The sequence below is a fragment of the Amycolatopsis suaedae genome (genome assembly GCF_004214935.1).
GTDB classification, from domain to species: domain Bacteria; phylum Actinomycetota; class Actinomycetes; order Mycobacteriales; family Pseudonocardiaceae; genus Amycolatopsis; species Amycolatopsis suaedae.
The window spans coordinates 184,125-209,050 of the sequence record NZ_SFCC01000006.1 but is presented as its reverse complement, the minus strand read 5'-3'; the positions used below and the strand labels follow the sequence as shown (position 1 = coordinate 209,050).

Sequence of the window (24,926 nt, the reverse complement as noted above, 5' to 3'; positions counted from 1 at the left end):
CGTGAGAAGAATGTGGCCATGCGGCTGGTGCGCAGGGCGTTGCGGTCGGCGGTCGCGCCCGACGTGGCGCTCCGCCTGCTCGCCGCGCGCGCCGAGAGTCTGGGATTCAAGACAGCGGCGCTCTGCGGGGAGTGGTTCGGCAGCACTGCTGTCTTGGTTCCCAGACTCGACACCCGCCCCTACGGTGCCGACGAGGCGTTCGACGTGCCGGGCAGGCAGCCGGAGGTCGGGGACGCCCCGCCGGGGGCGGTCGGCGGCGGCTGGTTCGGCTACCTGTCCTACGACCTGACCGACCCGTCCGGCAGGCGGTCGGCACTGCCAGCGGCGGTGTGGGGCTGGGCCGACCACGTACTGCGGCGGGACACCGGCGGGCGGTGGTGGTTCGAGGCGCTGGTGCCCGACGGGCAGCCGGAACCGGATGCGCTGGCCGCCGAACTGGACCGGCTGCTGTCCGGCCCTGCTCCAGCTGCCGGAACCTGGACGCCCGCCCGGCTCGACCGGCCGCTGGCGTCGGACCACCACGCCGCGGTGAAATCCTGCGTTCACGAGATCGAGGCCGGCGAGCTGTTCCAGGCCAACATCTGCACCCGCTTCTCCTGCCGGTTCACCGGGACGCCGCACGACCTGTTCGCCGAGGGCGTCCGCAGGCTGGCTCCGCGGCGGGCGGCGATGCTGGCCGGGGACTGGGGCGCGGTGGTGTCGCTGTCGCCGGAGCTGTTCCTGTCCCGGCACGGCGACCGCGTCCGGTCCACCCCGATCAAGGGCACCCTGCCGCGACGCGGTCCGGCGGACGACCATCTCGCCGCCGAACTCCGGAAGTCCACAAAGGACGTCGCGGAGAACGTGATGATCACCGACCTGGTGCGGAACGACCTCGGCAGGGTCAGCACCGTCGGCAGCGTCAGGGTTCCCGAGCTACTGACGGTGCGCCCGGCTCCCGGCGTCTGGCACCTGGAGTCCACAGTGGAGTCCGAGCTCGCGGCCGGGCGTGGTGACGCGGACCTGCTGGCCGCGACGTTCCCACCCGGCTCGGTCACCGGCGCGCCGAAGATCCGCGCGCTGGAGCTGATCGCGGAGCTGGAGGGCACCGCGAGGGGCGTCTACACCGGCGCGGTGGGGCTGGCCTCGCCGGTCGCCGGGCTGGAGCTGAACGTGGCCATCCGGACGTTCGAACTGCACGGCGACCGGCTGTGGCTGGGCGTCGGCGGCGGGATCACCGCCGACTCGGTCGCCGAGCGGGAGTGGCAGGAGTGCCTGCACAAGGCGGCCCCGCTCGACGACCTGCTGGCAACGCCGCCAAGCCCGTGAACGAGGCAACCCCGCCATGCCGCAAAGCACGTGAAGGTCACCTTCACCACGTGAGACGTAATGAAGGTGGCCTTCACGAGCTTGGGTGCCCGGCTCAGCGCTTCGGGTCCAGCATGAGCTTGCCGGTGGTGCCGCGGGCACGCAGCGCCTCGTGGGCGGCACGGGCCTCCGAGAGGCCGTACTCACCACCCGCGACCGCGCGGATCTCGCCGGCGGTCGCCAGCGCGAACAGGTCGGCCATCGCCTCGCCGAACACGTTGCCGGGCAGGGTGAACACGTGCGGCAGCCACATGCCGGCGATGGTCGTCGAGTGGCCGAGCAGGTTACGCAGTTCCACCGGCTTGGGCTGCTCGCGGCTGGCCATTCCGTAGAACGCCAGCCTGCCGAACGGCGCGAGCGCCTTGATGCTGCCGTCGGTGGTGCTGCCCCCGGTCATGTCCAGCACGATGTCGACCGGCTTGCCGCCGTTGGCCTCCAGCAGGGTCGCGGTCATGTCCTCGGCCCGCGAGTCGACGGCGACGTCCGCGCCGAGTTCCAGCGCCAGTTCGCGCTTGGCCGCACTGCTCGCGGTGGCGATCACCCGGCCGGCACCCCACGCCTTGGCGAGCTGGACGGCGATACTGCCGACACCACCCGCGGCAGCGTGCACCACGACCGACTCACCCTCGGCCAGGTGCGCGCTGCGCCGCAGCAGCAGCCAGGCCGTGCTGCCCTGCACGATGAACGACAGTGCGGTCAGGTCGTCGACCTCGTCCGGCACCGGGAACGCCCAGTCCTGCCTGGCGACCGCCTTCTCCGCGTAGCCGCCACCGTTCAGCAACGCGACGACCCGGCTGCCGTCGGCAGTTCTGCCCACGACCTCGCCGCCCGGCACGAGCGGCAGCTTGCTCGGGGCGAGGTAGCTGTTCTCGGCCTGGTGCGTGTCGGCGTAGTTGACCCCGATGTGGTCGACCGCGATCAGCACCTGCCCGTCCCGGGGCTCCGGCTCGGGCAGCTCGACCGGGGTGAGCACCTCCGGCCCGCCGAACTCGGTCACCTGCACTGCGCGCATCTGTCCTCCTCGTAGCCGATGAGACGATCCTACATTCGTCTCACGCGGCTGTTAATGTGATCTGGTGAGCACTGCGTTCGAGGTGGCCAGGAAGTGGTTCCTGGCCGGGCGGAAGATCGACATGGTCGACCTCGCCACCGAACTGGGCGTCAGCAGGGCGACACTGTTCCGCCGGATCGGCAACCGCGACAAGCTGCTCGGCGAGGTGATCTGGTCGCTGACCGAGGCTGCGTTCGCCCGGCACCTGCGGGCCGCCCGGGGCAGCGGCGCGGCGCGGGTGGCCGACCTCGTCGGGTCCTACGTCCGGGCGGTCAACGACGATGCCGCGTTCTCGGCGTTCCTGCGCAACGAGCCGGAGCGGGCGCTGCGGCTGCTGACCACGAAGGCCAGCGTCGTGCAGCGGCGCACCATCGACACGGTCGCCGAGCTACTGGCAGAGGAGGCCGAGGCAGGCACGCTCGACCCCCCGTTGCCGATCCCGGACCTGGCCTACCTGGTGGTCCGGATCGCCGAGTCGTTCATCTACACCGACGTCATCACCGGCGCCGAGCCCGACGCCGGCAAGGCCCGGCAGGCCGTACTTGCCCTGCTCGGCGGGCGCGAGTAGGAATATCCGGCCGGGATGTCGAGATCCCCCGCCCGGCTCCGTCCCACCGGTGAACCCACTCGAGCAGAGGAGCCGGACATGAAGCGTGAGGACGTCGCCGAGGTACTGGCCAGGCCGTACGCGCAGGAACTGCTGGGCTCGTCGATCCCGGCCCGCCTGGCCTACGACGGGCTCGACGGGGCACCGCGGGTGGTCCCGATCGCGTTCCACTGGGATGGCGAGAACATCGTGATGGCGACCGTACCGAACTCCGCCAAGGTCCCCGCGCTGCGGCGCAACCCCAAGGTGGCGATCACCATCGACACCCAGGGCCAGTGGCCGCCGAAGGTCCTGCTGGTCCGTGGCACCGCACGGCTGCTGCGGGTCGACGGCGTGCCCGACGCCTACATCGAGGCGTCCAGGAAGGTGACCCCCGCCGAGCACTTCGACCGGTGGGAACAGGGCGTGCGCGGTCTGTACGACGAGATGGTGCTCATCACCGTCGAGCCGGAGTGGGCGAAGCTGCTCGACTTCGAGACCACCGTTCCCTCGGCCGTGGAAAGCCTGCTGCGGCAGAAAAGCTGATCATTCCGCCGCGAAGTGGCAGGCCGACGCCTGCGGGGCGGCCCGGGGCACCAGCTCCGGGACCTTCTCGGCACACAGGTCCTCGGCCTTCCAGCAGCGGGTCCGGAACCGGCAGCCGGACGGCGGATCGATCGGGCTGGGCACGTCGCCGGTCAGCCGGATGACCTGCCGCCGCTGCCGCGCCGCCGGGTCGGGCACCGGCACGGCCGACAGCAGCGCCTGCGTGTACGGATGGGTCGCCCGCGTGTAAATCTCGTCCTCGGTACCGATTTCCACGATCTTGCCCAGGTACATCACGGCGACCCGGTCGGACAGGTGCCGCACCACCGACAGGTCGTGCGCGATGAAGATGTAGGACAGGCCGAACTCGCGCTGCAGATCGGCGAGCAGGTTGAGCACCTGCGCCTGGATCGACACGTCCAGCGCGGACACCGGCTCGTCGCAGATGATCACGCTCGGCCGCAGCGCCAGTGCCCGCGCGATCCCGATCCGCTGCCGCTGACCGCCGGAGAACTGGTGCGGGTAGCGGTTGATGTGCTCGGGGTTGAGGCCGACAACCTCCAGCAACTCCCGCACCTTCTGCCGCCGCTGCGCCTTCGGCGCCACCTCGGGGTGAATCTCGAACGGCTCACCGACGATGTCACCGACGGTCATCCTCGGATTCAGCGAGGTGTACGGGTCCTGCAGCACGATCTGGATCTCCCGCCGCAGCCGGCGCAGCTCGGCCTGGCCCATGGCGAAGATGTCCCTGCCCTCGAAGCGGACCGTTCCCGACGTCGGCGGTTCGAGACGCATCAGCACCTGCGCGAGCGTGGACTTGCCGCAGCCCGACTCGCCGACCACGCCGAGCGTCTCCCCGCGTGCCAGGTCGAACGACACGCCGTCGACGGCCTTCACCTGACCGACCGTGTGCCGGAACAGGATGCCCCTGGTCACCGGGAAGTGCTTGACCAGGTCGCGTACCTCCAGAATGGACTCAGCCACCGCGGACCACCTCCTCCGCGAAGTGGCAGGCGCTGTACTGACCGCCGTCCAGCCTGGCCAGCTCCGGACGCTGGTCGGAGCAGACGTCTTCCGCCCGGGGACACCGAGGGTGGAAGGGGCAGCCCGGCGGGACGTTCAGCAGGCTGGGCGGCAGGCCCGAGATGCTGTTGAGCCGCTTGCCCTTGAAGTCCAGCCGTGGCACGGATTCCAGCAACGCCTCGCTGTAGGGATGCGACGGACGCCGGTACAGCGAGTACACATCGGACTCCTCGACGATCCGGCCCGCGTACATCACCGCGATCCGGTCGGCCACCTCGGCGACGACCCCGAGATCGTGCGTGATGAGGACCAGGCCCATGTCGCGTTCCCTGCGCATCTCGTCGAGCAGGTCCATGATCTGCGCCTGCACGGTGACGTCCAGTGCCGTCGTCGGCTCGTCGGCGATCAGGACCTCCGGGTCCAGCGCCAGCGACATGGCGATCATGGCGCGCTGCCGCATCCCGCCGGAGAACTCGTGCGGGTACTGGTCGAGCCGTTGTCTGGGATTCGGGATGTGCACCATGTCCAGCAGCTCGACCGCACGTGCGCGGGCCTCGCGTTTGGACAGTCCACGGCGGGTCCGCAACTGCTCGGCGATCTGGAACCCGACGGTGAACACCGGATTCAACGCGGACAGGGCGTCCTGGAACACCATGGCGATCCCGGCGCCGCGGACCTCCCGCCTGCGTTCCTCCTTCGCCGTCAGCAGGTTCTCACCGCGGAACCGGACGGCACCACCGGTGACGAAGGCGGGCGGGGTGTCCAGGATGCCGAGGATGGCATGCGCCGTGACGCTCTTGCCGGAACCGGACTCACCGAGGATGGCCAGCGTCTCACCGGCACCGACGTGCCAGCTCACCCCGCTCAGCACCCTGGCGACGCCGTCCCGGGTACGGAACTCGACCTCCAGGCCGTCAACTTCCAGCAACGGTTCCATGGGTCACCTAAGCTTCGGGTCGAGTGCCTCACGCACCGCGTCGCCGAGCGTGACGAACGCGAGCACGGTGAGGGTGAGGAAACCGGCCGGGAACAGCAGCATGTGCGGCGCGACGCGGATGTAGTCCTTGGCGGCGCTGATCATCACACCCCAGGACACCACCGGCGGGCGCAGCCCGACGCCGAGGAACGACAACGTCGCCTCGACACCGATGAACGCGCCGAGCGCGATCGTCGCGTACACCAGCACCGGGGCGACGGTGTTGGGCAGCATGTGCCGCACGATCACCCTGCCCGGGCCGGCGCCGAGCGCCCGTGCCGCCTTGACGTAGTCCTGCTGCTTGGCGGTGATCGTCGCCGACCGCATGATCCGCATGGCAACCGGCCACGCCAGCACGGCGATCGACAGGACGACCTGCGTCATCACCCGCACACCGCTGGGCGTGCTGCCCGGGGTGTTGAACGTGTACAGGATGACGATGGCGCCGAGCACGAACGGCAGGCCCACGAAGATGTCTGAGATCCGAGACAGCACCGTGTCGAGCCACCCTCCGTGGTAACCGGCGAGTACGCCGAGCGTCGCACCGAGCAACACGGTCGCCGCCGTCGCCAGCAGGCCGACCAGCAACGACGCCCTGGCCCCGTGGATCGTCCTGGCGTAGACGTCGCCGCCCTGGTTGTCGTAGCCGAACCAGGCCTCGCCCGACGGTGGCTGCCTGCTGCGGGACAGGTCGGCGTAGTTCGGGTCCACCGAGGTGAACAGCTGCGGGAACGCGGCCATCAGCAGCACGAGCAGGATGAGCGTTGCGGACAGCCAGAACATCGGCCGTCTGCGCAGTTCGTACCAGGCGTCGGCGAACAGCCCTCGGGGCCTGCCCTCCCTGGTCACCGCCTGGACGGTCTCGCCGGCCGTCGCCGCGTTGGGGTCAGTCATAACGGATCCTCGGGTCGAGAACGGCGTAGGCCAGGTCGACCAGCAGGGTCAGCACCAGGTACACCAGCACCAGCAGCACCACGATGCCGGTGACGACCGCGCCCTCCTTCGACGCGATGGACCGGAAAATCAGCCCGCCGAGCCCCGGCACGTTGAAGATGCCCTCGGTGACGATCGCCCCGCCGAGGAACGCGCCGAGGTCGGCGCCGAGGAAGGTGATCACCGGGATCAGCGAGTTACGCAGCAGGTGCACGCCGACCACGCGGCGCGGGTGCAGGCCCTTGGCCACCGCGGTGCGGACGTAGTCGGCCCGCTTGTTCTCCGCGATGCTGGCCCGCGTGAGCCGCGCGACGTAGGCCATGGACAGGCTGGCCAGCGCCAGGCCGGGCAGCAGCAGGTCGAACACCGAGGCGTTCCGGTCGGGCACCGTCGGCGGGAAGATGTCCAGCTGCAGGCCGAACACGAACTGCAGCACGAAACCGGTGACGAACACCGGGACGGAGATCAGGAACAGGGTGGACACCAGCACCAGGTTGTCGAGGAAGCGGCGCTTGCTCAGCCCGGTGAGCACGCCGGCGGTGATCCCGATGACCGCCTCGATGAGCAGCGCCACGACGGCCAGCCGCAGGCTGACCGGGTAGGCGCCCGCGATCAGCTCGCTGACCGGCCTGCCCGAGTACGTCTCGCCGAAGTCGCCCTGCAGCAGGTTGCCGAGGTACTTGAAGTACTGCACGAAGAACGGGTCGTCCAGGTTGAACTTCTCCCGCATCTCGTTGATGTAGGAGTCCGGACAGTCGCGTTCCCCGCACTTGCCCGCGAACGGGTCACCGGGGACCACCCACACCAGCAGATAGATCAACAGTGTCGTACCGAAGAACACCGGGATCATCTGCAGCAGGCGGCGAAGTACGTATCGGCCCACGTGCGTGCCCAGCTCGTGCGGGTCAGGCCAGCTCGACCGAGGTCAGGTCGAGCTTGCGGAAGGCGTCCAGCTTGGCGGTCTTCAGCCGATCCGACCGGCCGCCCTGTGTCTTCTGCGACCACAGCGGCACGATCGGCATGTCCTGGGCGACCATCTTCTCGGCCTGCGCGTACAGCTCGATGGCCTGCGCCTCGCTCGGCGCCCGGTCGGCCTCGTCGAGCTTGGCGTCGACCGCGGGGTTGGAGTACTCACCGTCGTTGGACGAGCCACCGGTCTTCACCAGCGGGTTGAGGAAGTTCTCGATCGACGGGTAGTCGGCGATCCAGCCGGAGCGGTACATGCCGACCATCTCCCTGGCGTTGACCATCCGCCGGTGCTCGTTGAAGTCGGTCACCTGGACGAACTGGCACTCGGTGTTCAGCGCGTTCTTGACGCTGTTGCAGACCGCCTCGGCCCACTCCTTGTGCCCGCCGTCCACATTGGTCTGCATCTGGATCGGTCCCTTGTGGCCGGAGCGGGCGAGGTATTCCTTGGCCTTGACCGGGTCGAACGTGCAGAACTCGCCGCACTGACCCGGCCGGTAGCCCTTGATCAGCGGGTGCACCCAGCCGTCACTTGGCGTGCGGGTGCCGTCGAAGATCTGCTTGGTGATGGTGTCCCTGTCGATGGCCATCGAGATGGCCTTGCGCAGGTCGGGGTTGTCGTACGGCTTGCGGTAGAACGGGAAGGACACCTGCTGGACAATCAGCGAGTCCTTCTCGACCACGCGTTCGCCGAGGTCGCGGCGGAACTGCTGGCCCGCCAGCGCGCTGGTCGGCAGCTCCTCGATGAAGTCGAGGTTGTTGTCGATCAGGTCGCTGTAGGCGGCCTCGCGGCTCTGGTAGACCTTGAGCACCAGGTCCTTGAACTTGACCTTGTCCTCGCCCTGGTAGTCGTCGTTGCGGGTGAGCTTGATGAAGCTGTTGACCTCGCGGGAGTCGAACTTCATCGGGCCGTTGCCGATCGGCTTGGCCTCGTAGGCCTTGCGGTCGGCGAAGAACGCGTCCGGCAGCGGAGAGAACACGCCGTAGCCGACCGTCGTCGGGAACACCGAGAACGGCTTGGACAGCGTGATCTCGAAGTTGAGGTCGTCGATGACCTTCAGCCCGGACATCTTGTCGACCGCGGGCTGCGGCGCCTTCTGCGGACCGCTGGTCCCGTCGGGGTCCTTCGGGTGAACCTCGTCGTAACCCTGGATCGCGCTGAAGAACGACGCGCCCTGGGTGGCGTTGGGCCCGTAGGCCGTCCAGTTCCAGGCGTCGACGAAGTTCTTGGCCTTGACGTCGGTGCCGTCGTGGAACTTCCAGCCGGGCTTGAGCTTGACCTTGAAGACCTTGGAGTCGGTGGTCTGGATCGACTCGGCCACCGCGTTGTACGGCTCGGCGGTGTCGGGGTTGTACTCGATCAGCCCGGTGAACATCGGGTCGATCACCGTCTGGCCGTATGCCTCGGTGGTATTTCCAGGGATCAGCGGGTTTTCCGGCTCGCCGTTGAAGATCGTCACCGTGCCTTCGGTGCCACCCGATCCGGATCCCTCGCCGCCCCCGCAGCCGGACAACACCAGTGCCGACGCCGCGACGACGGCCACCGCCGACACACCGGATCGAACCCGCACGACCGATCGCCTCCCAGAATCCACTGCCGGCGAACACCCGTCCGGCCGTTGCGTGGACGCTAGCGGCGAAGTGGTACCGGTCACAGAATCCGGTCGGTTACGAACCGATCACTCTTGCCTCCAGAAACTTTCGCACTGGGCCGAACGGCCGCACCTCTTCACCGGTTCGGATGCTCAAGGTGCGGCCGCCCAGGGCCGTCAACCGCCGGGACATTCGGCGGTTCCGCCACTGTGCTCGGCGCAGTGGTACCCGGTCGGCTCCGGAGCCGGCGGGGGCCGGAACTCGCGCCGGTAGCGGAGCCCGTCCAGCAGCACCAGGAGGACAGCGGCCACGGCACCCAGCGCCAGCAGGACGCCGAAAAGTCGGCGGGCTGTCTTCCACTCCGCGAGGCCGGCGATGATCCACCCGGCCAGTGGCAAGACGATTACCCAGCCAACAGCCCAGAGCAAATGGCTCGCCCCACCGCCCGAACGTTCCCCGAAAGCGCCGAGCAATGCTTCGCCGAACGATTGGAGCAGGATCACCGGGGCGCCGATCAGGCAACCACCGATCAGAGCAGCCAGTACCAGGCCCAGCACCACGTTCCGCGGCCTGATCGGGTCGTCGTCCACCAGGTCAGCCTGGCAGTTCCGGCGTCCGGGCGACCTCGGTACAACTACTCAATTGCGGCCGGGTCAGCGGTCGCAGAACACCCGGTCGACCATCCGCTCCGAAAGTGCCTTCGGCTTCTCCAGATCCGCTGGAGAGTTGCCGGTCAGCCCGGTGAGCGACAGCACGACGGAACGGCGGCCGTCCTCGGAGACGCCGACCGTGCTGAGGTAGCCGGTGGTCTGCCCGCCGTGGCCCCAGAACACCCCGCCGCAGCTCAGCCGGAACGGGACGAGGCCGAGGCCGTACCCGGCCTGCCGGTCGTCGCCGACCGGCACCAGCCGTTTCATCTCGGCGAGCTGGGCCGGCGCGAGCAGCCGCCCGGCCAGCAACGCCCGGAAGAAGCGGCCCAGGTCGGCCGTGGTGCTGATGATCGCCCCGGCCGCGTCGCTGCCGGACCGGTTCTGCTCGGTCACGTCGGTGATCAGCGGGCCGGGGAACCACTGCTGGTACCCACGCGCGGTGGGCGGCGGCATCGACGGATCGTCGCCGGGCACGCTGGTGCCGGTCAGGCCCAGTGGGCGGATCAGCCTGCGGTCGACCTCCGTGGCCCAGGAGTTCCCGGTCACCGCGCGGATGATCATCCCCGCCACCACGTAGTTGGTGTTCGAGTAGTGGTGCCCCGCGCCGGTCGACGGGTACCGCAGCGACAGCCCGACCAGCTCGCCAGGCTCGAAGTGCCGGTACCGGATCTGCTCGAAGAACTCCGGGGTCGGCGGCCAGGCCTGCCGGTACTCGGGCAGGCCGCTCGTGTGCTGCAGCAACTGCCGGATCGTGATCGCCCGGCCGTCGTTGCCGTTGCCCCGGATCAGGCCGGGCAGGTGCCGTTCGACGGTGTCCTCCAGGCCCAGCCTGCCCTCACCGGCCAGCTGAAGCATCACGACGGCGACGAACGTCTTGGTGTTGCTGGCGATCCGGAAGTGACTGCGCGGCGACACCGGCGCACCCGTCTCCCGGTCCGCCACCCCGGCGGCCGCCGTCCACTGGCCACGTTCGGTACTGACCCGGCCGTGCACGCCGATGATCCCGTCCTCGTGCAGCGTCCGGACGTCCCGCCGGAACTCGGCCCCGTCGTATCCGCCCGCCCCGGCCGGTCCCGTCCCGGCGATCAACGCGGCGCCGGTCAGCACGGCGACGATCAGCTTGCCCGTTCTCGAAGTTCGCATGGGGCAACGGTGACAGTCGGGCGTGCGAACCGGATCGGACCACGATCCGACTTCCGGCCTCAGCCCACGGTGGGAGTCAGCGCCCCGCGCGGGCGGCGACCACCGCGTCGTACAGCTCCTTCTTCGAGACGCCGGACGCCGCCGCGACCTCCGCGGCCACCGCCTTCAGCCGTTCACCACCGGCGACCCGTTCGGCGACCCGCTCGACGAGTTCGCCCATGTCCGCCACGGGCGGTTCGGCGCCGGCCAGCACCACGGTGATCTCGCCGCGCACGCCGTCGGCAGCCCACTCCGCCAGCTCCGCCAGCGTGCCGCGGCGGACCTCCTCATAGGTCTTCGTCAGCTCCCGGCACACGGCGGCCCGGCGGGCGTCACCCAGTGCGCTCGCGGCCTCGGCCAGGGTGGTGGCCAGCCGGTGCGGCGACTCGAAGAACACCGTCGTCCGCTGCTCGGCCGCCAGCATCCCGAACCACCGCGCGCGCTCCCCCGGCTTGCGCGGGGCGAATCCCTCGAAGCAGAACCGGTCCGACGGCAGCCCGGACAACGCCAGCGCCGTGGTCACCGCCGACGGCCCGGGCAGGCAGGTCACGGCGAGATCCTCCGCGACGCAGGCCGCGACCAGCCGGTAGCCGGGGTCCGACACGCTCGGCATCCCGGCGTCGGTCACCAGCAACACGGTCCGCCCGTCACGGACGGCGTCGAGCAGCACCGGCAGCCTGCTGGTCTCGACGTCCTCGTAGAACGAGATGACCTGCCCGCCCGGCGTCACGCCGAGCGCGGAGGCCAGCGCGCGGAGCTTGCGGGTGTCCTCGGCGGCGACGACGTCCGCCACCGTCAGCATGTCGACAAGTCGGCTCGATGCGTCACCGACGTGACCGAGCGGCGTCGCGGCGAGCACCAGCCTGCCGCTTCGTTCGGACATGGGTTTCCTCGTTTCGCCACTGGGCCCTCGGTGTGCTGGGTATTGTCGCGCCATGCGCTTCGCCATGGCCGGACTGGCCCTGTTTTTGCTGCTCACAGGCTGTTCCACGGTCGGCGGCGAGCGCGCGGAGATCGGCGAGCCGATGATCCGCGGCGAGGTCCCCATCCCTGCCGCACCGGGCGCCGTCGTACCGGCGAGCCAGTGGCCCGACGCGTGTTCCCTGCTCTCCACCGGTGACATCTCCGCGGTACTGCTCGGCGCCACCGACGTCGAGCAGACGCCCCGGCAGGTGCGGCCGCGCTCGTTCCCGGAGTTCGCCGCCGACCAGGCGTGGACCGACCAGACCACGGCCGCCGCGGGCGAGTGCCTGTTCCGCTTCCGTCTGCCCGGCGAGACGAACGCGAACAGCACACTGTGGATCCGGGTGGCCGCCGTCGGCGACCCGGCTCTGGTCGAGAAGTACTTCGAGTTCACCCGCATCGCGCCGAACGTCCCGCCGGGGCGGCACTGCGACGCCAACGAGACCGAGGTCTGGGAGGCCACCTGCCGCCAGGGTCCGCTGATGTTCCGTCTGGGCGGCCAGACAGCGGTGTCGTTCGCCAAGAACGACGGTCCGGCGACCAGTGCCTTCTGGCGCGAGGAAGTGCTCAGCCGGTTCGCGGCCGCCGCCGCGGGCAAGGTGCGCTGAGCTCCCCGTAGGATCGGGCCCGTGACCACAGTCCTGACGCGCCAGTCGCGGTCCGGCGTGGATGAACCGCCGTCGGACCGGGAGGCCACGCTGCTCGGCAGGCCGATGCCGACCGACCGGCTCCGCGGCTGGGTGGTCACGCTGGTGCTCACCGTCATCGGCGGCGTCATCCGCCTGCAGAACCTCGGCCACCCCACCGACAAGGGCACGCCGGTCTTCGACGAGAAGCACTACGTCCCGCAGGCGTGGCAGATGCTGCGCAACGGCGGTTACGAGGACAACTACGGCTACGAACTGGTCGTCCACCCGCCGGTCGCGAAGCAACTGATCGCCATCGGCGAGTGGCTGCTCGGCTACAACAGCTGGGGCTGGCGGTTCACCGCCGCGCTCTCCGGCACGCTGATCATCCTGCTGGCCGTCCGCGTGGCTCGGCGGCTGACGCGGTCCACCATGCTCGGCGCCGTCGCCGGGATCCTGGTCATCTGCGACGGCGTGCTGCACCTGCAGGCCCGGATGGGGATGCTGGACATCTTCCTCGCGCTGTTCGTGCTCGCCGCGTTCGCGTGCCTGCTGGTCGACCGCGACCAGGTACGCGAACGGCTGGCCGTTTCCGTGCGCGAGGGCTGGCTCGACGAATCCCGCTTCGGTCCGAAGCTCGGGTTCCGCTGGTGGCGGTTCGCCGGCGGGGTCATGATCGGCCTGACGCTGGGCGTCAAGTGGTCCGGCCTGTACTACATCGTCGCGTTCGGCCTGCTCTGCGTGGCCTTCGACGTCGCGGCGCGGCGGGCGGCGGGGGTGAGCAGGCCATGGGTCGGCACCCTGCGCAGGGACGTCCTGCCCGCGTTGTGGGCACTGGTGGCCATCCCGCTGCTGGTGTACCTGGCGACGTGGGGCTTCTGGTTCGCCAGCGAGACCGCGACCGACCGGCACCTGGTCGAGATGAAGAACATCCAGCCGTGGTGGATCTTCGCCTGGGTGCCCGACGCACTGCAGTCGCTCGCGCAGTACTCGCTGCACGTCCTCGACTTCCACTCCAGCCTGAACACCCCGGCCGACGACCCGCACCCGTGGGAGTCCAAGCCGTGGACCTGGCCGATGGGCCTGCGGCCGATGCTCTACGCCTACGCGTCCGGCACGGCCGCGGCAGGCTGCGGTGAGACGGAGTGCGTCAGCGCGACCATGCTCATCGGCACGCCGGCGATGTGGTGGCTGGCTCTGCCGATGCTCGCCTGGGGGCTGTGGCGGTGGCTGTTCCGCGCCGACTGGCGTTACGCCGCGGTGCTGGTCGGCTACCTCGCCGGCCTGCTGCCCTGGTTCATCAACCTCGACCGGCAGATGTATTTCTTCTACGCCACGCCGATGGCGCCGTTCCTGATCCTGGGCCTGACGCTGATCCTCGGCCAGATCCTCGGTTCGGCGAAGCTGGGCGTCGAACGGCGCGGGACGGGACTGCTCGTCGTGGCGCTGTACGTCGGCCTGGTGGTGGCGAACTTCGTCTGGCTGTGGCCGATCCTCAACGGCGACTCGATCACCCAGGAACGCTGGCAGGCCGAACTCTGGCTGCCCTCCTGGCGCTGAGGCACCTGCCTCGATGCCGTGAGGGCCCGGCATTTCCGCGGGTGTGGGGTGGTTGCGGGACGGTGGAGTTCGCGTGCCGGAGCGTGGAACTCGCGTGCGTGACGGTGGGACTCGCGGGTCCGCTCGTGAAGGCCGAGTTCCTGTCGTCTCATGTGATGAAGGTGGCCTTCGCGAGCTTTGCGGCGCCGGTGTCGCGGCCTCGGCGACCTCAGCGGTCACAGCAGGCTCGGCAACCCCACCAGTCACCACGAACGAAACCACCCCGGCCACCGGCGAACTCCCCCAATGCCACATTGGGGGAGTTCAAGTACCCCAATGCCACATTGGGGGACATGCGACAAGCCAACCCACACCGGGCTTCGCCGGGCGCGTCATTCGCGTTCCGGAAGACTCGCCTCCCTGGGCACGGGCGCTAGGAGCCCTGGTGCGGGGCGCGGAAGCCGGCCGAGTTGCCCGCCCTGGGCACGACCCGGGTGACCGGGCCGTCGGTGGACGTCCCCTGGCGAGCCAGCCAGCCCTCCACCTCCTGCCGCACCGCGTTCAGCGTCGGCCTGCGGCGCGGCTCGGGGTCGAGTGAGGCGATCAGCAGGCGCGAGTGGACCGTTCGCTGCGGCAGCTGGTTGGCCGGCTCGGCGCGGGCCGCCGCCATCAGGGCCGCCATCGGCGTCTCCCTGGTGCCCCTCGGCGGGTGACCGGACAACGCGTAGCTCACCGTCGCTGCCAGCTGCCAGGCGTCCGACGCCGGGCTGGCCGGCGCGCCGGCCGCGGTCTCCGGCGCGACGAAGTCCGGGGTGCCGATCATCATGCCGGTGGCGGTCAGCGTGGAGTCGCCCTTGCTGCGGGCGATCCCGAAGTCGATCAGGTGCGGCATGCCGCCGGGGTCGACGATGACGTTCGACGGCTTGACGTCACGGTGCAGCACCCCCTTGTCGTGCGCGGCCGACAGCGCGCCGGCCATCGTGGCCCACAGGCGCCCGGCCGCGACGTCGTCGAGCGGCCCGGCGCCGTCGACGGCCGTCGCCAGCGACTGCCCCTCCAGGTACTCCATCACCAGTGCCAGGCCGTCCGGCTCCTCCACCAGGTCGTAGACCCGCACGCAGTTCGGATGGTGGATGGCGGCCAGCGCCCTGGCCTCACGGTTCATCCGCTCCGCGGTGTCCCGGTCGGGCGCGTGCGCGATCTTGAGCGCCACGGTGCGGCCGAGCTGGTTGTCGACGGCCTGCCAGACGGTCCCGAACCCACCGGCGCCGAGCTGGCGGACCCGCCGGTACCGGCTGCCGCCCGCCTTGATCGACCCCGGTGGCAGCGGGACGGGCCCCGGCGCGGCAGCCAGTTCCGGCGACGGCGCCTCGGCCAGCGCGGTCTGCGGGTACTGCTTGGCCGGCGGGGGCGGCGGCGGTGGCAGGGCGGGCTTGTCCTGCGCGGGCGGGACGTAGGGCGGCGGCTTCTCCTGCTGCTCCTGCCGGAGCTTGGCCTCGGCCTGCCGTCGTTCGGCCCGCTGGATGGTCGACCACGCGGGCGCGCCGACCAGCGCCACCGGCACGACACCGAGCACGGTGATCGGCACGTAGCCCAGCCACAGGTGCACGGCCGTGTTGGCGCTGACACCCAGGGTGAACACGTACATCAGGACGAACGGGATCCAGAAGAACCGCGCCGGCCACTTCGGGCCGCGACGCAGCGAGGTGCGGGCCAGCAGCATGGTGAACAGCAGCGCCAGCGCGGGCAGGCCGACCAGGGCGCCGAGGTAGAAGCCGTAGGCCAGGCCGTTGCCGGACGGGTAGAACAGCGCCTCGAAGACGTTCTCGCCACCGCCGAGGTACTTGTCCTGTCCCTCGTCGACCCAGCAGAACGACTTGTCCTTGGTGGCCAGCTCGGCGCTGGTCAGGCCGCCGGTCTGGCCGGCGTTGACCGCGCGGAACGTGCTGGACACGCCGCTGAACAGCAGAGCGGGGAACAGCAGCACCATGATGGCGGCGACGACGCCGAAGACGCCCATCATCGTCAGGTCGTAGCGGTTCCCGGTGAACTTGCGGATCAGCGCGATGATCATCGCGCCAGCGATCGGGAAGAGCGCGATCAGCGCGCCCGCGGTCCCCGTCGCCCACACCCAGTCGCCGGGGCAGAAGCCCGGGCCGAAGATGCTGTGGGCGAACGAGAGCAACGAGCTCGCGAATGAGTCCACGCCCCCGCTCCTTTTCCTCGTTCGTTATTGCCGTTGTACCGGAAGACCAGTATGTCGTCCCACCCTGAGGACGCCGCTGGCGCCCACCGGTTCATCACGGGACGGCCACAGCCGGTCAGCGGATTCACTTATTCAATCACACAGCGTGAATTAGCCGGTCGGAACATTGTGACCTTTAGTGCATTGGTCTATACCTTTATGGGTCTCTCTTCCCCATTCGGAGGTGCTCCGTGCGGAAGCGTTTGTCCCTCACCACGCTGCTGGGCGCGGCCGTGCTGGCCGCCTCTGTGGCGGCGGCACCCGGCGCGGCTGCCGATCAGCCCGCGGCCGAGGCCCGCAAACTCACCGATGTCATCCCCGCGCCGGTCGAGACCAAGCCGAACAACTCGAAGTTCTGGCTGACCCCGATCAGCTCCATCAAGACCGAGCGCGGCTCGAAGGAAGCCAAGCAGGTCGGCGAGTACCTGGCCGGGGTACTGCGCCCGGCCACCGGCTACCCGCTCCCGGTGAACCCCCGCCACTCGTTCGGCCCCGGCATCTCGCTGCAGCTGGGCAAGGCCGACCCGCGGATCGGCGAGGACGGCTACCAGCTCGACGTCGCCGGCGGCGGCGTGACCGTCCGGGCCAACACCGGGGCGGGCCTGTTCGCGGGCGTGCAGACGCTGCGTCAGCTGTTCGGCGCCCAGATCGAGGCCAAGCGGCCCCAGCCGAAGCTGTGGACGCTGCCCGGCGGCCGGATCGTCGACTACCCGCGGTTCGAGCACCGCGGCGCGATGCTGGACATCGCCCGGCACTTCCACACGCTGCCGGAGATCAAGCGCTACATCGACCAGATCGCCCAGTACAAGATCAACTACCTGCACCTGCACCTGACCGACGACCAGGGCTGGCGCATCCAGATCGACAGCTGGCCGCGGCTGGCTCCCGAGGGCGGCGGCGAGGGCACCGGTGTCGACGGCGTCGGCGGCGGCTTCCTGACCAAGGCCGACTACAAGGAGCTGATCAGCTACGCGGCGTCACGATTCATCACGGTCGTTCCCGAGGTCGACCTGCCGGGTCACACCAACGCGGCCCAGTCGGTCTACGGCGAGCTGAACTGCGACGGCAAGCCGGTGCCGCCGCGCACCGACATGGAGGTCGGCTACAGCTCGCTGTGCATCGACTCCGAGGTGACGTACAAGTTCGTCGAGGACGTCATCCGCGAGCTGGCCGAGATGACCCCGGGGCCGTACCTGCACATCGGCGGCGACGAGGCGCACTCGACGCCCGACGCGGACTACAAGAAGTTCATGGACCGGGTGATCCCGATGGTCACCAAGTACGGCAAGAAGGCGCAGGGCTGGCACGAGATCGCCAAGGCGGCCCCGCCGACCGACACGGTGGCGCAGTACTGGTTCACCGCCAACGACACCGACGCCGCGGTCAGTGAGCACGTCAAGCGCGGCGGCAAGGTGCTGCTCTCCCCGGCGCCCAAGGTGTACCTCGACATGAAGTACGACGAGAACACCAAGCTGGGCCTGAAGTGGGCCGGCTACATCGAGGTCAAGACCGCTTACGACTGGAACCCCGGCACGCAGTTCCCGGTGGTCCCGGAGTCGGCGATCCTCGGCGTCGAGGCGCCGCTGTGGTCGGAGACGCTGCGGACGATGGACGACATCGAGTTCATGGCGTTCCCGAGGCTGCCCGCGGTGGCCGAGCTGGCCTGGTCGGCCGCGGCCAGCCACGACTGGGAGTCGTTCCGGACCCGGCTGGGTGCGCACGGGCCGCGCCTGGCCCTGCAGGGCATCGACTTCTACCGGTCGCCGCAGATCGACTGGAAGTGACGACGGAGGGGGCCGCGCCCGGGTGCGGCCCCCTCCGCCGTGTTCACCCGTCGAGCAGCCGGGACCGGATCAGGAAGCGCACGCCTTCGGGCGCCTCCAGCGAGAACCCACTACCCCGCCCGGCCACCACGTCGATGGTCAGGTGGGTGTGCTTCCAGTACTCGAACTGCGCGCCGGACATCCACACCGGCACCGGGTCGATACCGTCGACCCGCAGGTCGCCGAGGTGCACGTCGAGGTCGCCGATGCGGAACTCGCCGCGCGGGTAACACATCGGCGCACTGCCGTCACAGCAGCCGCCGGACTGGTGGAACATCACCGGCCCGTGCTCGGCCACCAGCCGCCGCAGCAGGTCGGCGGCGGCGCCGGTCAACGCGACCCGCTCCATCAGAAGAAGCCGAGCGCGTCGTCCGAGTAGGACACGAGCAGGTTCTTCGTCTGCTGGTAGTGGTCGAGCATCATCTTGTGGGTCTCCCTGCCGATGCCCGACGACTTGTACCCGCCGAAGGCCGCGTGTGCCGGGTAGGCGTGGTAGTTGTTCACCCACACCCGGCCCGCCTGGATGTCGCGGCCCGCGCGGAAGGCGACCGAGCCGTTGCGGGACCAGACACCGGCGCCGAGGCCGTAGAGGGTGTCGTTGGCGATCTTCATGGCGTCGTCGTAGTCGTCGAACCGGGTCACCGACACCACCGGGCCGAAGATCTCCTCCTGGAAGATCCGCATCTTGTTGTCGCCCTCGAACACCGTGGGCTGCACGTAGTAGCCGCCGGACAGGTCACCGCCGAGGTCGACGCGCTCGCCGCCGGTGCGGATCTTCGCGCCCTCCTGCCTGCCGATGTCGATGTAGGAAAGGATCTTCTCCAGCTGGTCGTTGGACGCCTGCGCGCCGATCTGCGTCTCGGTGTCCAGCGGGTCGCCCTGCTTGATGCGCTCCACCCTGGCCACCGCGTCGTCGAGGAAGCGGTCGTAGATGCCGGACTGGATCAGCGCACGCGACGGGCAGGTGCACACCTCGCCCTGGTTGAGCGCGAACAGCGCGAAGCCCTCCTGCGCCTTGTCGTAGAAGGCGTCGTTGGCGTCGGCCACGTCGGAGAAGAAGATGTTCGGGCTCTTGCCACCGAGTTCGACGGTGACCGGGATGATGTTCTCGCTGGCGTACTGCAGGATCAGCCTGCCGGTGGTGGTCTCGCCGGTGAACGCGACCTTGCGCACGCGACGGCTGGACGCCAGCGGCTTGCCCGCCTCGACACCGAAGCCGTTGACGACGTTCAGCACGCCGGGCGGGATGAGGTCGCCGATCAGCGAGAGCAGCAGGTGGATCGACGCCGGTGTCTGCTCGGCCGGCTTGAGCACCACGGCGTTGCCCGCGGCCAGCGCCGGGGCGAGCTTCCAGGTCGCCATCAGCAGCGGGAAGTTCCACGGGATGATCTGGCCGACGACGCCGAGCGGCTCGTGGAAGTGGTAGGCGACGGTGGAGTCGTCGATCTGCGAGATGCCGCCCTCCTGGGCCCGCAGCGCGCCCGCGAAGTAGCGGAAGTGGTCGATGGCCAGCGGGATGTCGGCCGCCAGCGTCTCCCGGACCGGCTTGCCGTTCTCCCAGCTCTCCGCGACCGCGAGCTTCTCCAGGTTCTGCTCCATGCGGTCGGCGATCTTGAGCAGCACGCCGGCCCGCTCGTCGGGGGCAGTCCTGCCCCAGGCCGGGGCGGCACCCTCGGCGGCGTCCAGCGCGCGTTCGACGTCCTCGGCGGTGCCGCGGGCGACCTCGGTGAACACCTGACCGGTGACCGGGGTCGGGTTGGTGAAGTAGTTGCCCTTGACCGGCGGTACGTACTCACCGCCGATGTAGTGGTCGTAGCGCGGCTCGTAGTCGACGACGGCACCCTCGGTGCCGGGTGCTGCGTACCTGGTCATCTGCGTCCTCCTGGCTCGTCGCTGAGGTTGGCCGGGACGGTAGGCAGCGCCACGTTGCACCGACGTTGCAGCGCTGTGACGGCGGTCTCTACGCTCAGGGTGTGGCAGAGCGGCCCGCCCCGGACCTGCTGCGCGACCCGGTGTCGTACGCGCGGCTGCTCGCCCATGTCCACGAGGCGGTGCTGTCCGGGGTTCCTGCGCCGCGGTCGCCGCGGTCGGTCGTCTCCGACTCGTGGAACCGCTCGCTGGCCGCCCACGTGGACCCGGACAGCACCCCGCCGCCGCTGGTCTACGAGGACGCCGAGCTGGAAGAGGTCCGTTCCGCCCATCCGCTTGCGGCAGTACTGCCGATCCTCCGGCAGACGCTGGTCAGCATCGCCGACGACGCCGAGCACATCATGATCGTCACCGACGCCCAGGGGCACATCCTGTGGCGGGAGGGCGCCACCGACGTGCGGTTGCGGGCCGACCGGGTGCACCTGTCGGAGGGCACGCGGTGGACCGAGGACGTCATCGGCACCAACGCGATGGGCACCGCGCTGGCCACCGGCGAGCCGGTGCAGATCTACTCGGCGGAGCACCTGGTGCGCACCTATCACGCGTGGACCTGCGCAGCGGCGCCACTGCGCGACCCGGAGACCGGCGGGCTGCTCGGCGCGATCGACGTCAGCGGTCCACTGCGGACGGTCCACCCGGCGACGCTGGCGCTGGTGTCCGCGTCGGCCCGCCTGGCGGAGGGGCAGCTCGCCGCGCAACTGGCCGTGCGGGACGAGCGGCTCCGGCTGCTCAACATGCCGCACCTGACGGCGTTGCGGGGCGAGCCGGGCGCGTTGCTGTCGCGGACCGGGCGGGTGCTGGCCACCGAGTCCTGCGGCCCGCTTCCGTCCACTGTGGATATCCGGCCGGCCGGCGGCACGGTGACCCTGCCGGACGGCCGCCTCGCCACCGTCGAGCCGCTGGCGGAGGGATACCTGCTGCGGCTGCAGCGCAGGCCCCGGTCGAGCGCGCCGCAACCGGTGCTGCGGCTGAGGTTTCTCGACGACGGCGATCCGACGGCAACCGTCGACGGCCAGGAGGTGCCGATCACGCTGCGGCACGCCGAGATCCTGGCCCTGCTGGCGCTGCACCCGCAGGGGCTGCGCTCGGATCAGCTGGCGTTCCTGCTCTACGGCGACGCGGGCAACCCGGTGACCGTGCGGGCGGAGATCCACCGGCTGCGTGGCCAGCTCGGCTCCGCGGTGGTGCGCACCCGGCCGTACCGGCTGGCCGCGACGGTCGACGCGGACTTCCTGCGGGCCAGGGCGGCGGTGCGGTCCGGGTCGGCCGCCGGGGTGGCGGCGGCGTTCGGCGGTCCGCTGCTGCCCGCGTCCGAGTCGCCGGCCGTGCGGGAGGAGCGGGAGTCGCTGACCGCGCTGTCGCGGCGGGTCGTGCTGGACGGCGACGGCGCCGAGCCGCTGTGGACGTTCTGGGAGACCTCCTGCGGCGCCGACGATCTCGAGGTGATCGACGCGCTGCTGGAACGGCTGCCCGCCGACGACCCGCGACGGGCTGTCCTGCTCGCCCACCGCGGCCGTCTCTGAGTTGCCGGTACCCTGTCCGTCTGGTTAACGGCGGATTGCGGAGTACCGAATGCCCTTCGAACGGTTCGTGACCCTTGGCGACAGCTGCGCCGAGGGCCTGGACGACCCCTACCCGGACGGGTCCCGCTACCGCGGCTGGGCGGACCTCGTCGCGGAGCGGCTCGCCGACGAGCAGCCCGGCCTCCGGTACGCGAACCTGGCCGTTCGCGGGCGCAGGCTGGACCAGATCGTCGCCGAACAGATGCCGGTTGCCAAACGCTTGCGGCCGGACTTCATCGCACTGTTCGGCGGCGGAAACGACGTGATGTCCGGCGGCTGGAGCGACGACGAGATCCGCCGCCGGGTCGACACCGCCGTCGGCGGGGCCACCGAGATCGCGCCGACGGTCGCGGTGTTCACGCTGAGCGACATCTCCCGCCGCATGCCGCTCGGCAGGCGGCTGGGGCCGCGGATCACCGTCCTCAACGAGGCGATCACCGCCGCAGCCGAGCACTACGGCGCGCTGCTGGTCGACATCGGCCCGGACCCGGCCGTGCACGACCTGCGGTACTTCGGCCGCGACCGGCTGCACCTGTCCCACCATGGGCACCGGCGGCTCGCGGCACACCTGCTCACCGTGCTCGGGGTCAGCACGCAGCCGTCCTGGCTGGAACCGCTGCCCGGTCCGCCGCCCCAGCCCGGCGTGCGTGGGCACGCGGCATGGTTGTGGCGAGAGGTCCGACCGGTGGCGATCTCGCGCGTGCGCAATCGGCTGATCGGCCGCTCGCCCGGCGACGGTTTCCTGCCGAAACAGCCCGATCTGCTCCCGGTCCGCCCTGTCTGACCTACCACGGTCGGCGGTATACATCTGACCTATCGCTGTCTTAGCGTGCTGTTCCATGTCCTGGCAGACCTGGCGCACGGCGCTGATTTCCGCGGCCGCGACCGCGCTCGTTGTCGGCCTGCTGACCGATACCGGGCAGCCGACACATCCGACGACTGTGGCGCAGGCGAGCCCGCCGGCGTCGGGTCCGGGAACCAACCACGCGATCGACGATCCGCTGACGTCCGAGCGCACCCGCGCGTGGCGTGAGGACCGGTTCGGGATGTTCATCCACTTCGGCGTGTATTCACACCTGGAGGGTGAATACACCAGACCAGACGGCACCGTCTGCCGCGACGCGGAGTGGATCAAGCGGCAGTGCCGGATTCCGCAGGCGGAGTACGAGCGGTTCGCCGCAGAGTTCAACCCGGCCGAGTTCGACGCCGAGGCCATCGCACGCACGGCAAAGGAGGCAGGCCAGCGCTACATCGTGATCACGTCGAAGCACCACGACGGCTACGCGCTCTGGCCGACCAAGGTCAACCGGTGGAACCTGCGCGACCACTCGTCGTTCGACAAGAACCGCGACATCCTCGCCGAGCTGAAGGCCGCCACCGAGCGGCACGGCATCAAGCTGGGCTTCTACTACTCGATCTGGGACTGGAATGACCCCGACGCCGTCCACCCGTCGACGTTCGGCCGCTACAAGGAGCGGATGTACGCCCAGCTCAAGGAACTCGTGGACAACTACCAGCCGTCGGTGTTCTGGTTCGACGGCGAGTGGAGCACCGACCGGCCCAGCAACCCGTGGCTGACCCAGGACGGCGAGGCGCTGGAGGCCTACGTCCGTACGCTGGACCCGAAGATCGTGGTGAACAACCGCGTCGGCAAGCGCAGGCTGGTCGACGGCGACACCGGTACGCCGGAGCAGACCATTCCGGCGGAGCCGGTTTCCGGGCAGCTGTGGGAGTCGTGCATGACGCTCAACGGCAGCTGGGGGTACGCGAAGTGGGACAACCGGTGGAAGTCGCCTGCCGACCTGACCCGCAACCTGATCTCGATCGCCGGCCGCGGCGGCAACTACCTGCTCAACGTCGGCCCGGACGCGCGCGGCAGGATTCCGGCGGAGTCCGTGGATCGCTTGCGTGCCATGGGATCCTGGCTCGTGCGGAACCGGCAGGCCGATGCCGTCCACGGCGCGGGTACGCCGGGCATCGTGGCCGAGCCGGACTGGGGCAGCGTCAGCAGGAAGGGCGACACGCTGTACGCCTCGGTCTACCGCTGGCCGGGCGCTGGTGGCTCGCTGACGCTGAAGGCGTTGTCGGGCTTCGACGTCCGTAGCGCGCGGGTGCTCGGCAGCACGCAGCGCGTCGCGGTGAGCCGGTCCGGTGACACGGTGACGCTGACTCCGTCCGGCGCCCCGACCAACGACATCGCCACGGTGATCGCCATCGGTGTCGCGCCGCCCGCACCGGCCGCGATCGGCACGGGGACCGGGCTCAAGGCGGAGTTCTGGGCCAACCGCAAACCCGGCGGGACGCCGACCGTCACCCGTACCGACCCGCTGGTGAACTACAACTGGAAGTACCAGGGCTCGCCCGATCCGACGATCCTGTACTCCGGCTTTTCCGGGCGCTGGACCGGTTTCGTGCAGCCGCGGTTCAGCGAGCGGTACACGCTGACGACGCTGACGTCGAACACCGTCCGGCTGTGGGTGGACGACAAGCTGGTGGTGGACAACTGGCAGGACCACGGCCCGCTGCTGTCGTCGGTCGCGGTGGACCTGCAGGCCGGGAAACGGCACAAGATCCGGCTGGACTTCCGCAAGGAGTCCAACGAGGCGGTGGCGAAACTCCTGTGGTCCAGCCCGAACACGCCGGAGCAGGTCATCCCGACGACGCAGCTGTACCCGGCCTAGGCCTCCAGGTGGTCAGCGTCGGCGAGCGCGATTGACGCTGGCGACGCTGGCCACCACACCGGGCAACTCGCCGAACCGGGCTTTTTCGTCGGTGGTGACAAGGACGCGACCGGTCGCCCGGGCGGTCGCGGCGACGATCAGATCCAGGGCACCACGGTGCTGTCCGGTCTCGCGCGTGTACGCGAGAAGTTCGGCATGGTGGGCCGCGACCTCACGGTCGTAGTCGCACACCGGCACGACGCCCAGGAACCGCTCCAGGAATCCCCGCTGTGCGGCAGACCGGCTCCCGTCCTCATCAGCCAGGACACCCGCGAGGTACTCGGCGACCGCCACCGCCGGCACCGCCAGATCGCTACCCGGCGGCATGGTGCTGTCCGTGTCGAGCAGGCCTCGAGCCGCGCAGATCACGACCCCCGTGTCGAGGATCAGTCGAGCCACGGGTCCCGGTCCAGTTCGGCCGAGTCCTTGGCACGCACGGCTGCGACACGCTCGGCAAATTCGTCATCGATCGCGGCGGCCTCCGGACTGGCATGCCAGTCGTCGAGCATGGACCGCACCGCGTCGGCGTTCGACCGTGGCGTGGGGACGATGGTGGCGATGGTCTCGCCATAGCGGGTCAGCGCCACGGACTCACCGGCCTCGACCAGGTTCAGCACCCGCCGGAAGTTCCGGCTTGCCTCGGTCGCTGTCATCTCACGCACAGGA

23 protein-coding genes are annotated in these 24,926 nt (G+C 69.9%); 9 read left to right on the top strand and 14 right to left on the bottom strand.

Annotation, left to right across the window (positions count from 1 at the left end):
• Nucleotides 1-18: 18 nt before the first annotated feature.
• Nucleotides 19-1,308 (top strand): aminodeoxychorismate synthase component I, encoded by a 1,290-nt coding sequence (locus EWH70_RS13570; RefSeq protein WP_130475712.1) that lies wholly within the window; start codon nucleotides 19-21, stop codon nucleotides 1,306-1,308.
• A 94-nt stretch (nucleotides 1,309-1,402) separates the two neighbouring features.
• Here EWH70_RS13570 and EWH70_RS13565 read toward each other — a convergent pair whose 3' ends face one another.
• Entirely contained in the window at nucleotides 1,403-2,359 is a 957-nt protein-coding gene (locus EWH70_RS13565; RefSeq protein WP_130475711.1) for a quinone oxidoreductase family protein, read from the bottom strand.
• A 64-nt stretch (nucleotides 2,360-2,423) separates the two neighbouring features.
• Between EWH70_RS13565 and EWH70_RS13560 the strand changes: the two genes are divergently transcribed.
• Nucleotides 2,424-2,966 carry a QsdR family transcriptional regulator gene (locus EWH70_RS13560; RefSeq protein ID WP_130475710.1) on the top strand — a complete coding sequence of 181 codons (543 nt, stop codon included), beginning with the start codon at nucleotides 2,424-2,426 and terminating at the stop codon, nucleotides 2,964-2,966.
• A gap of 78 nt (nucleotides 2,967-3,044) precedes the next feature.
• Nucleotides 3,045-3,530: a pyridoxamine 5'-phosphate oxidase family protein gene (locus EWH70_RS13555; RefSeq protein WP_130475709.1), complete on the top strand. Its 486-nt coding sequence runs from the start codon at nucleotides 3,045-3,047 to the stop codon at nucleotides 3,528-3,530.
• Here EWH70_RS13555 and EWH70_RS13550 read toward each other — a convergent pair whose 3' ends face one another.
• The 8 genes from EWH70_RS13550 to rsmI all read right to left on the bottom strand — a co-directional run bounded on the left by EWH70_RS13550 (nucleotide 3,531) and on the right by rsmI (nucleotide 11,736).
• Nucleotides 3,531-4,514, bottom strand: a complete 984-nt coding sequence (locus EWH70_RS13550) for an ABC transporter ATP-binding protein (RefSeq protein ID WP_130475708.1) — start codon at nucleotides 4,512-4,514, stop codon at nucleotides 3,531-3,533. It abuts the gene before it with no gap.
• The gene (locus EWH70_RS13545) at nucleotides 4,507-5,490 is read right to left on the bottom strand and encodes an ABC transporter ATP-binding protein (RefSeq protein WP_130475707.1); all 984 of its coding nucleotides are present in this window, start codon (nucleotides 5,488-5,490) and stop codon (nucleotides 4,507-4,509) included. The genes EWH70_RS13550 and EWH70_RS13545 overlap by 8 nt, the downstream gene beginning before the upstream one ends.
• A 3-nt stretch (nucleotides 5,491-5,493) precedes the next feature.
• Complete coding sequence (locus EWH70_RS13540) at nucleotides 5,494-6,423, bottom strand: ABC transporter permease (RefSeq protein WP_130475706.1); 930 nt, start codon at nucleotides 6,421-6,423, stop codon at nucleotides 5,494-5,496.
• Entirely contained in the window at nucleotides 6,416-7,345 is a 930-nt protein-coding gene (locus EWH70_RS13535; RefSeq protein ID WP_130475705.1) for an ABC transporter permease, read from the bottom strand. The genes EWH70_RS13540 and EWH70_RS13535 overlap by 8 nt, the downstream gene beginning before the upstream one ends.
• Before the next feature lie 22 nt (nucleotides 7,346-7,367).
• Nucleotides 7,368-8,999, bottom strand: a complete 1,632-nt coding sequence (locus EWH70_RS13530) for a peptide ABC transporter substrate-binding protein (protein WP_240686969.1) — start codon at nucleotides 8,997-8,999, stop codon at nucleotides 7,368-7,370.
• A gap of 198 nt (nucleotides 9,000-9,197) precedes the next feature.
• Complete coding sequence (locus EWH70_RS13525) at nucleotides 9,198-9,611, bottom strand: hypothetical protein (protein ID WP_130475704.1); 414 nt, start codon at nucleotides 9,609-9,611, stop codon at nucleotides 9,198-9,200.
• Nucleotides 9,612-9,674: 63 nt separating this feature from the next.
• Nucleotides 9,675-10,814: a serine hydrolase domain-containing protein gene (locus tag EWH70_RS13520; RefSeq protein WP_130475703.1), complete on the bottom strand. Its 1,140-nt coding sequence runs from the start codon at nucleotides 10,812-10,814 to the stop codon at nucleotides 9,675-9,677.
• Between the two features lie 76 nt (nucleotides 10,815-10,890).
• Entirely contained in the window at nucleotides 10,891-11,736 is an 846-nt protein-coding gene (rsmI, locus tag EWH70_RS13515) for a 16S rRNA (cytidine(1402)-2'-O)-methyltransferase (RefSeq protein WP_130475702.1), read from the bottom strand.
• Between the two features lie 52 nt (nucleotides 11,737-11,788).
• Here rsmI and EWH70_RS13510 point away from each other — a divergent pair, with 52 nt between their 5' ends.
• Both EWH70_RS13510 and EWH70_RS13505 read left to right on the top strand, forming a co-directional pair.
• The gene (locus EWH70_RS13510; protein ID WP_130475701.1) at nucleotides 11,789-12,424 is read left to right on the top strand and encodes a hypothetical protein; all 636 of its coding nucleotides are present in this window, start codon (nucleotides 11,789-11,791) and stop codon (nucleotides 12,422-12,424) included.
• A gap of 21 nt (nucleotides 12,425-12,445) precedes the next feature.
• Nucleotides 12,446-14,002: a dolichyl-phosphate-mannose--protein mannosyltransferase gene (locus tag EWH70_RS13505; protein ID WP_240686968.1), complete on the top strand. Its 1,557-nt coding sequence runs from the start codon at nucleotides 12,446-12,448 to the stop codon at nucleotides 14,000-14,002.
• A 412-nt stretch (nucleotides 14,003-14,414) separates the two neighbouring features.
• Here the strand turns inward: EWH70_RS13505 and EWH70_RS13500 are convergent, their stop codons facing one another.
• A complete protein-coding gene (locus EWH70_RS13500) occupies nucleotides 14,415-16,187 on the bottom strand; it encodes a serine/threonine-protein kinase (RefSeq protein WP_130475700.1) in 1,773 nt (590 codons plus the stop codon).
• A gap of 230 nt (nucleotides 16,188-16,417) precedes the next feature.
• Between EWH70_RS13500 and EWH70_RS13495 the strand changes: the two genes are divergently transcribed.
• On the top strand, nucleotides 16,418-18,010 hold the full coding sequence (locus EWH70_RS13495; RefSeq protein ID WP_205669116.1) for a beta-N-acetylhexosaminidase: 1,593 nt from the start codon (nucleotides 16,418-16,420) through the stop codon (nucleotides 18,008-18,010).
• Between the two features lie 43 nt (nucleotides 18,011-18,053).
• Here EWH70_RS13495 and EWH70_RS13490 read toward each other — a convergent pair whose 3' ends face one another.
• Nucleotides 18,054-18,398, bottom strand: coding sequence for a DUF779 domain-containing protein (locus tag EWH70_RS13490; RefSeq protein ID WP_476692386.1), 345 nt, complete (start codon nucleotides 18,396-18,398; stop codon nucleotides 18,054-18,056).
• Nucleotides 18,398-19,921, bottom strand: coding sequence for an acetaldehyde dehydrogenase ExaC (gene exaC / locus EWH70_RS13485; protein ID WP_130475699.1), 1,524 nt, complete (start codon nucleotides 19,919-19,921; stop codon nucleotides 18,398-18,400). Before exaC ends, EWH70_RS13490 begins: the two co-directional genes overlap by 1 nt.
• Nucleotides 19,922-20,022: 101 nt before the next feature.
• On the opposite strand from exaC, the gene EWH70_RS13480 reads away from it, so the two are divergent.
• The 3 genes from EWH70_RS13480 to EWH70_RS13470 are packed head-to-tail and all read left to right on the top strand — an operon-like array spanning nucleotide 20,023 to nucleotide 24,221.
• Nucleotides 20,023-21,501, top strand: a complete 1,479-nt coding sequence (locus tag EWH70_RS13480) for a GAF domain-containing protein (RefSeq protein ID WP_130475698.1) — start codon at nucleotides 20,023-20,025, stop codon at nucleotides 21,499-21,501.
• Between the two features lie 49 nt (nucleotides 21,502-21,550).
• Complete coding sequence (locus tag EWH70_RS13475; protein ID WP_130475697.1) at nucleotides 21,551-22,324, top strand: SGNH/GDSL hydrolase family protein; 774 nt, start codon at nucleotides 21,551-21,553, stop codon at nucleotides 22,322-22,324.
• Nucleotides 22,325-22,379: 55 nt separating this feature from the next.
• On the top strand, nucleotides 22,380-24,221 hold the full coding sequence (locus tag EWH70_RS13470; protein ID WP_130475696.1) for an alpha-L-fucosidase: 1,842 nt from the start codon (nucleotides 22,380-22,382) through the stop codon (nucleotides 24,219-24,221).
• 12 nt (nucleotides 24,222-24,233) lie between these two features.
• Here the strand turns inward: EWH70_RS13470 and EWH70_RS13465 are convergent, their stop codons facing one another.
• Nucleotides 24,234-24,659, bottom strand: a complete 426-nt coding sequence (locus EWH70_RS13465; RefSeq protein WP_205669115.1) for a type II toxin-antitoxin system VapC family toxin — start codon at nucleotides 24,657-24,659, stop codon at nucleotides 24,234-24,236.
• Nucleotides 24,647-24,913 carry a type II toxin-antitoxin system Phd/YefM family antitoxin gene (locus EWH70_RS13460; RefSeq protein WP_130475886.1) on the bottom strand — a complete coding sequence of 89 codons (267 nt, stop codon included), beginning with the start codon at nucleotides 24,911-24,913 and terminating at the stop codon, nucleotides 24,647-24,649. The genes EWH70_RS13465 and EWH70_RS13460 overlap by 13 nt, the downstream gene beginning before the upstream one ends.
• Between the last annotated feature and the right edge of the window lie 13 nt (nucleotides 24,914-24,926).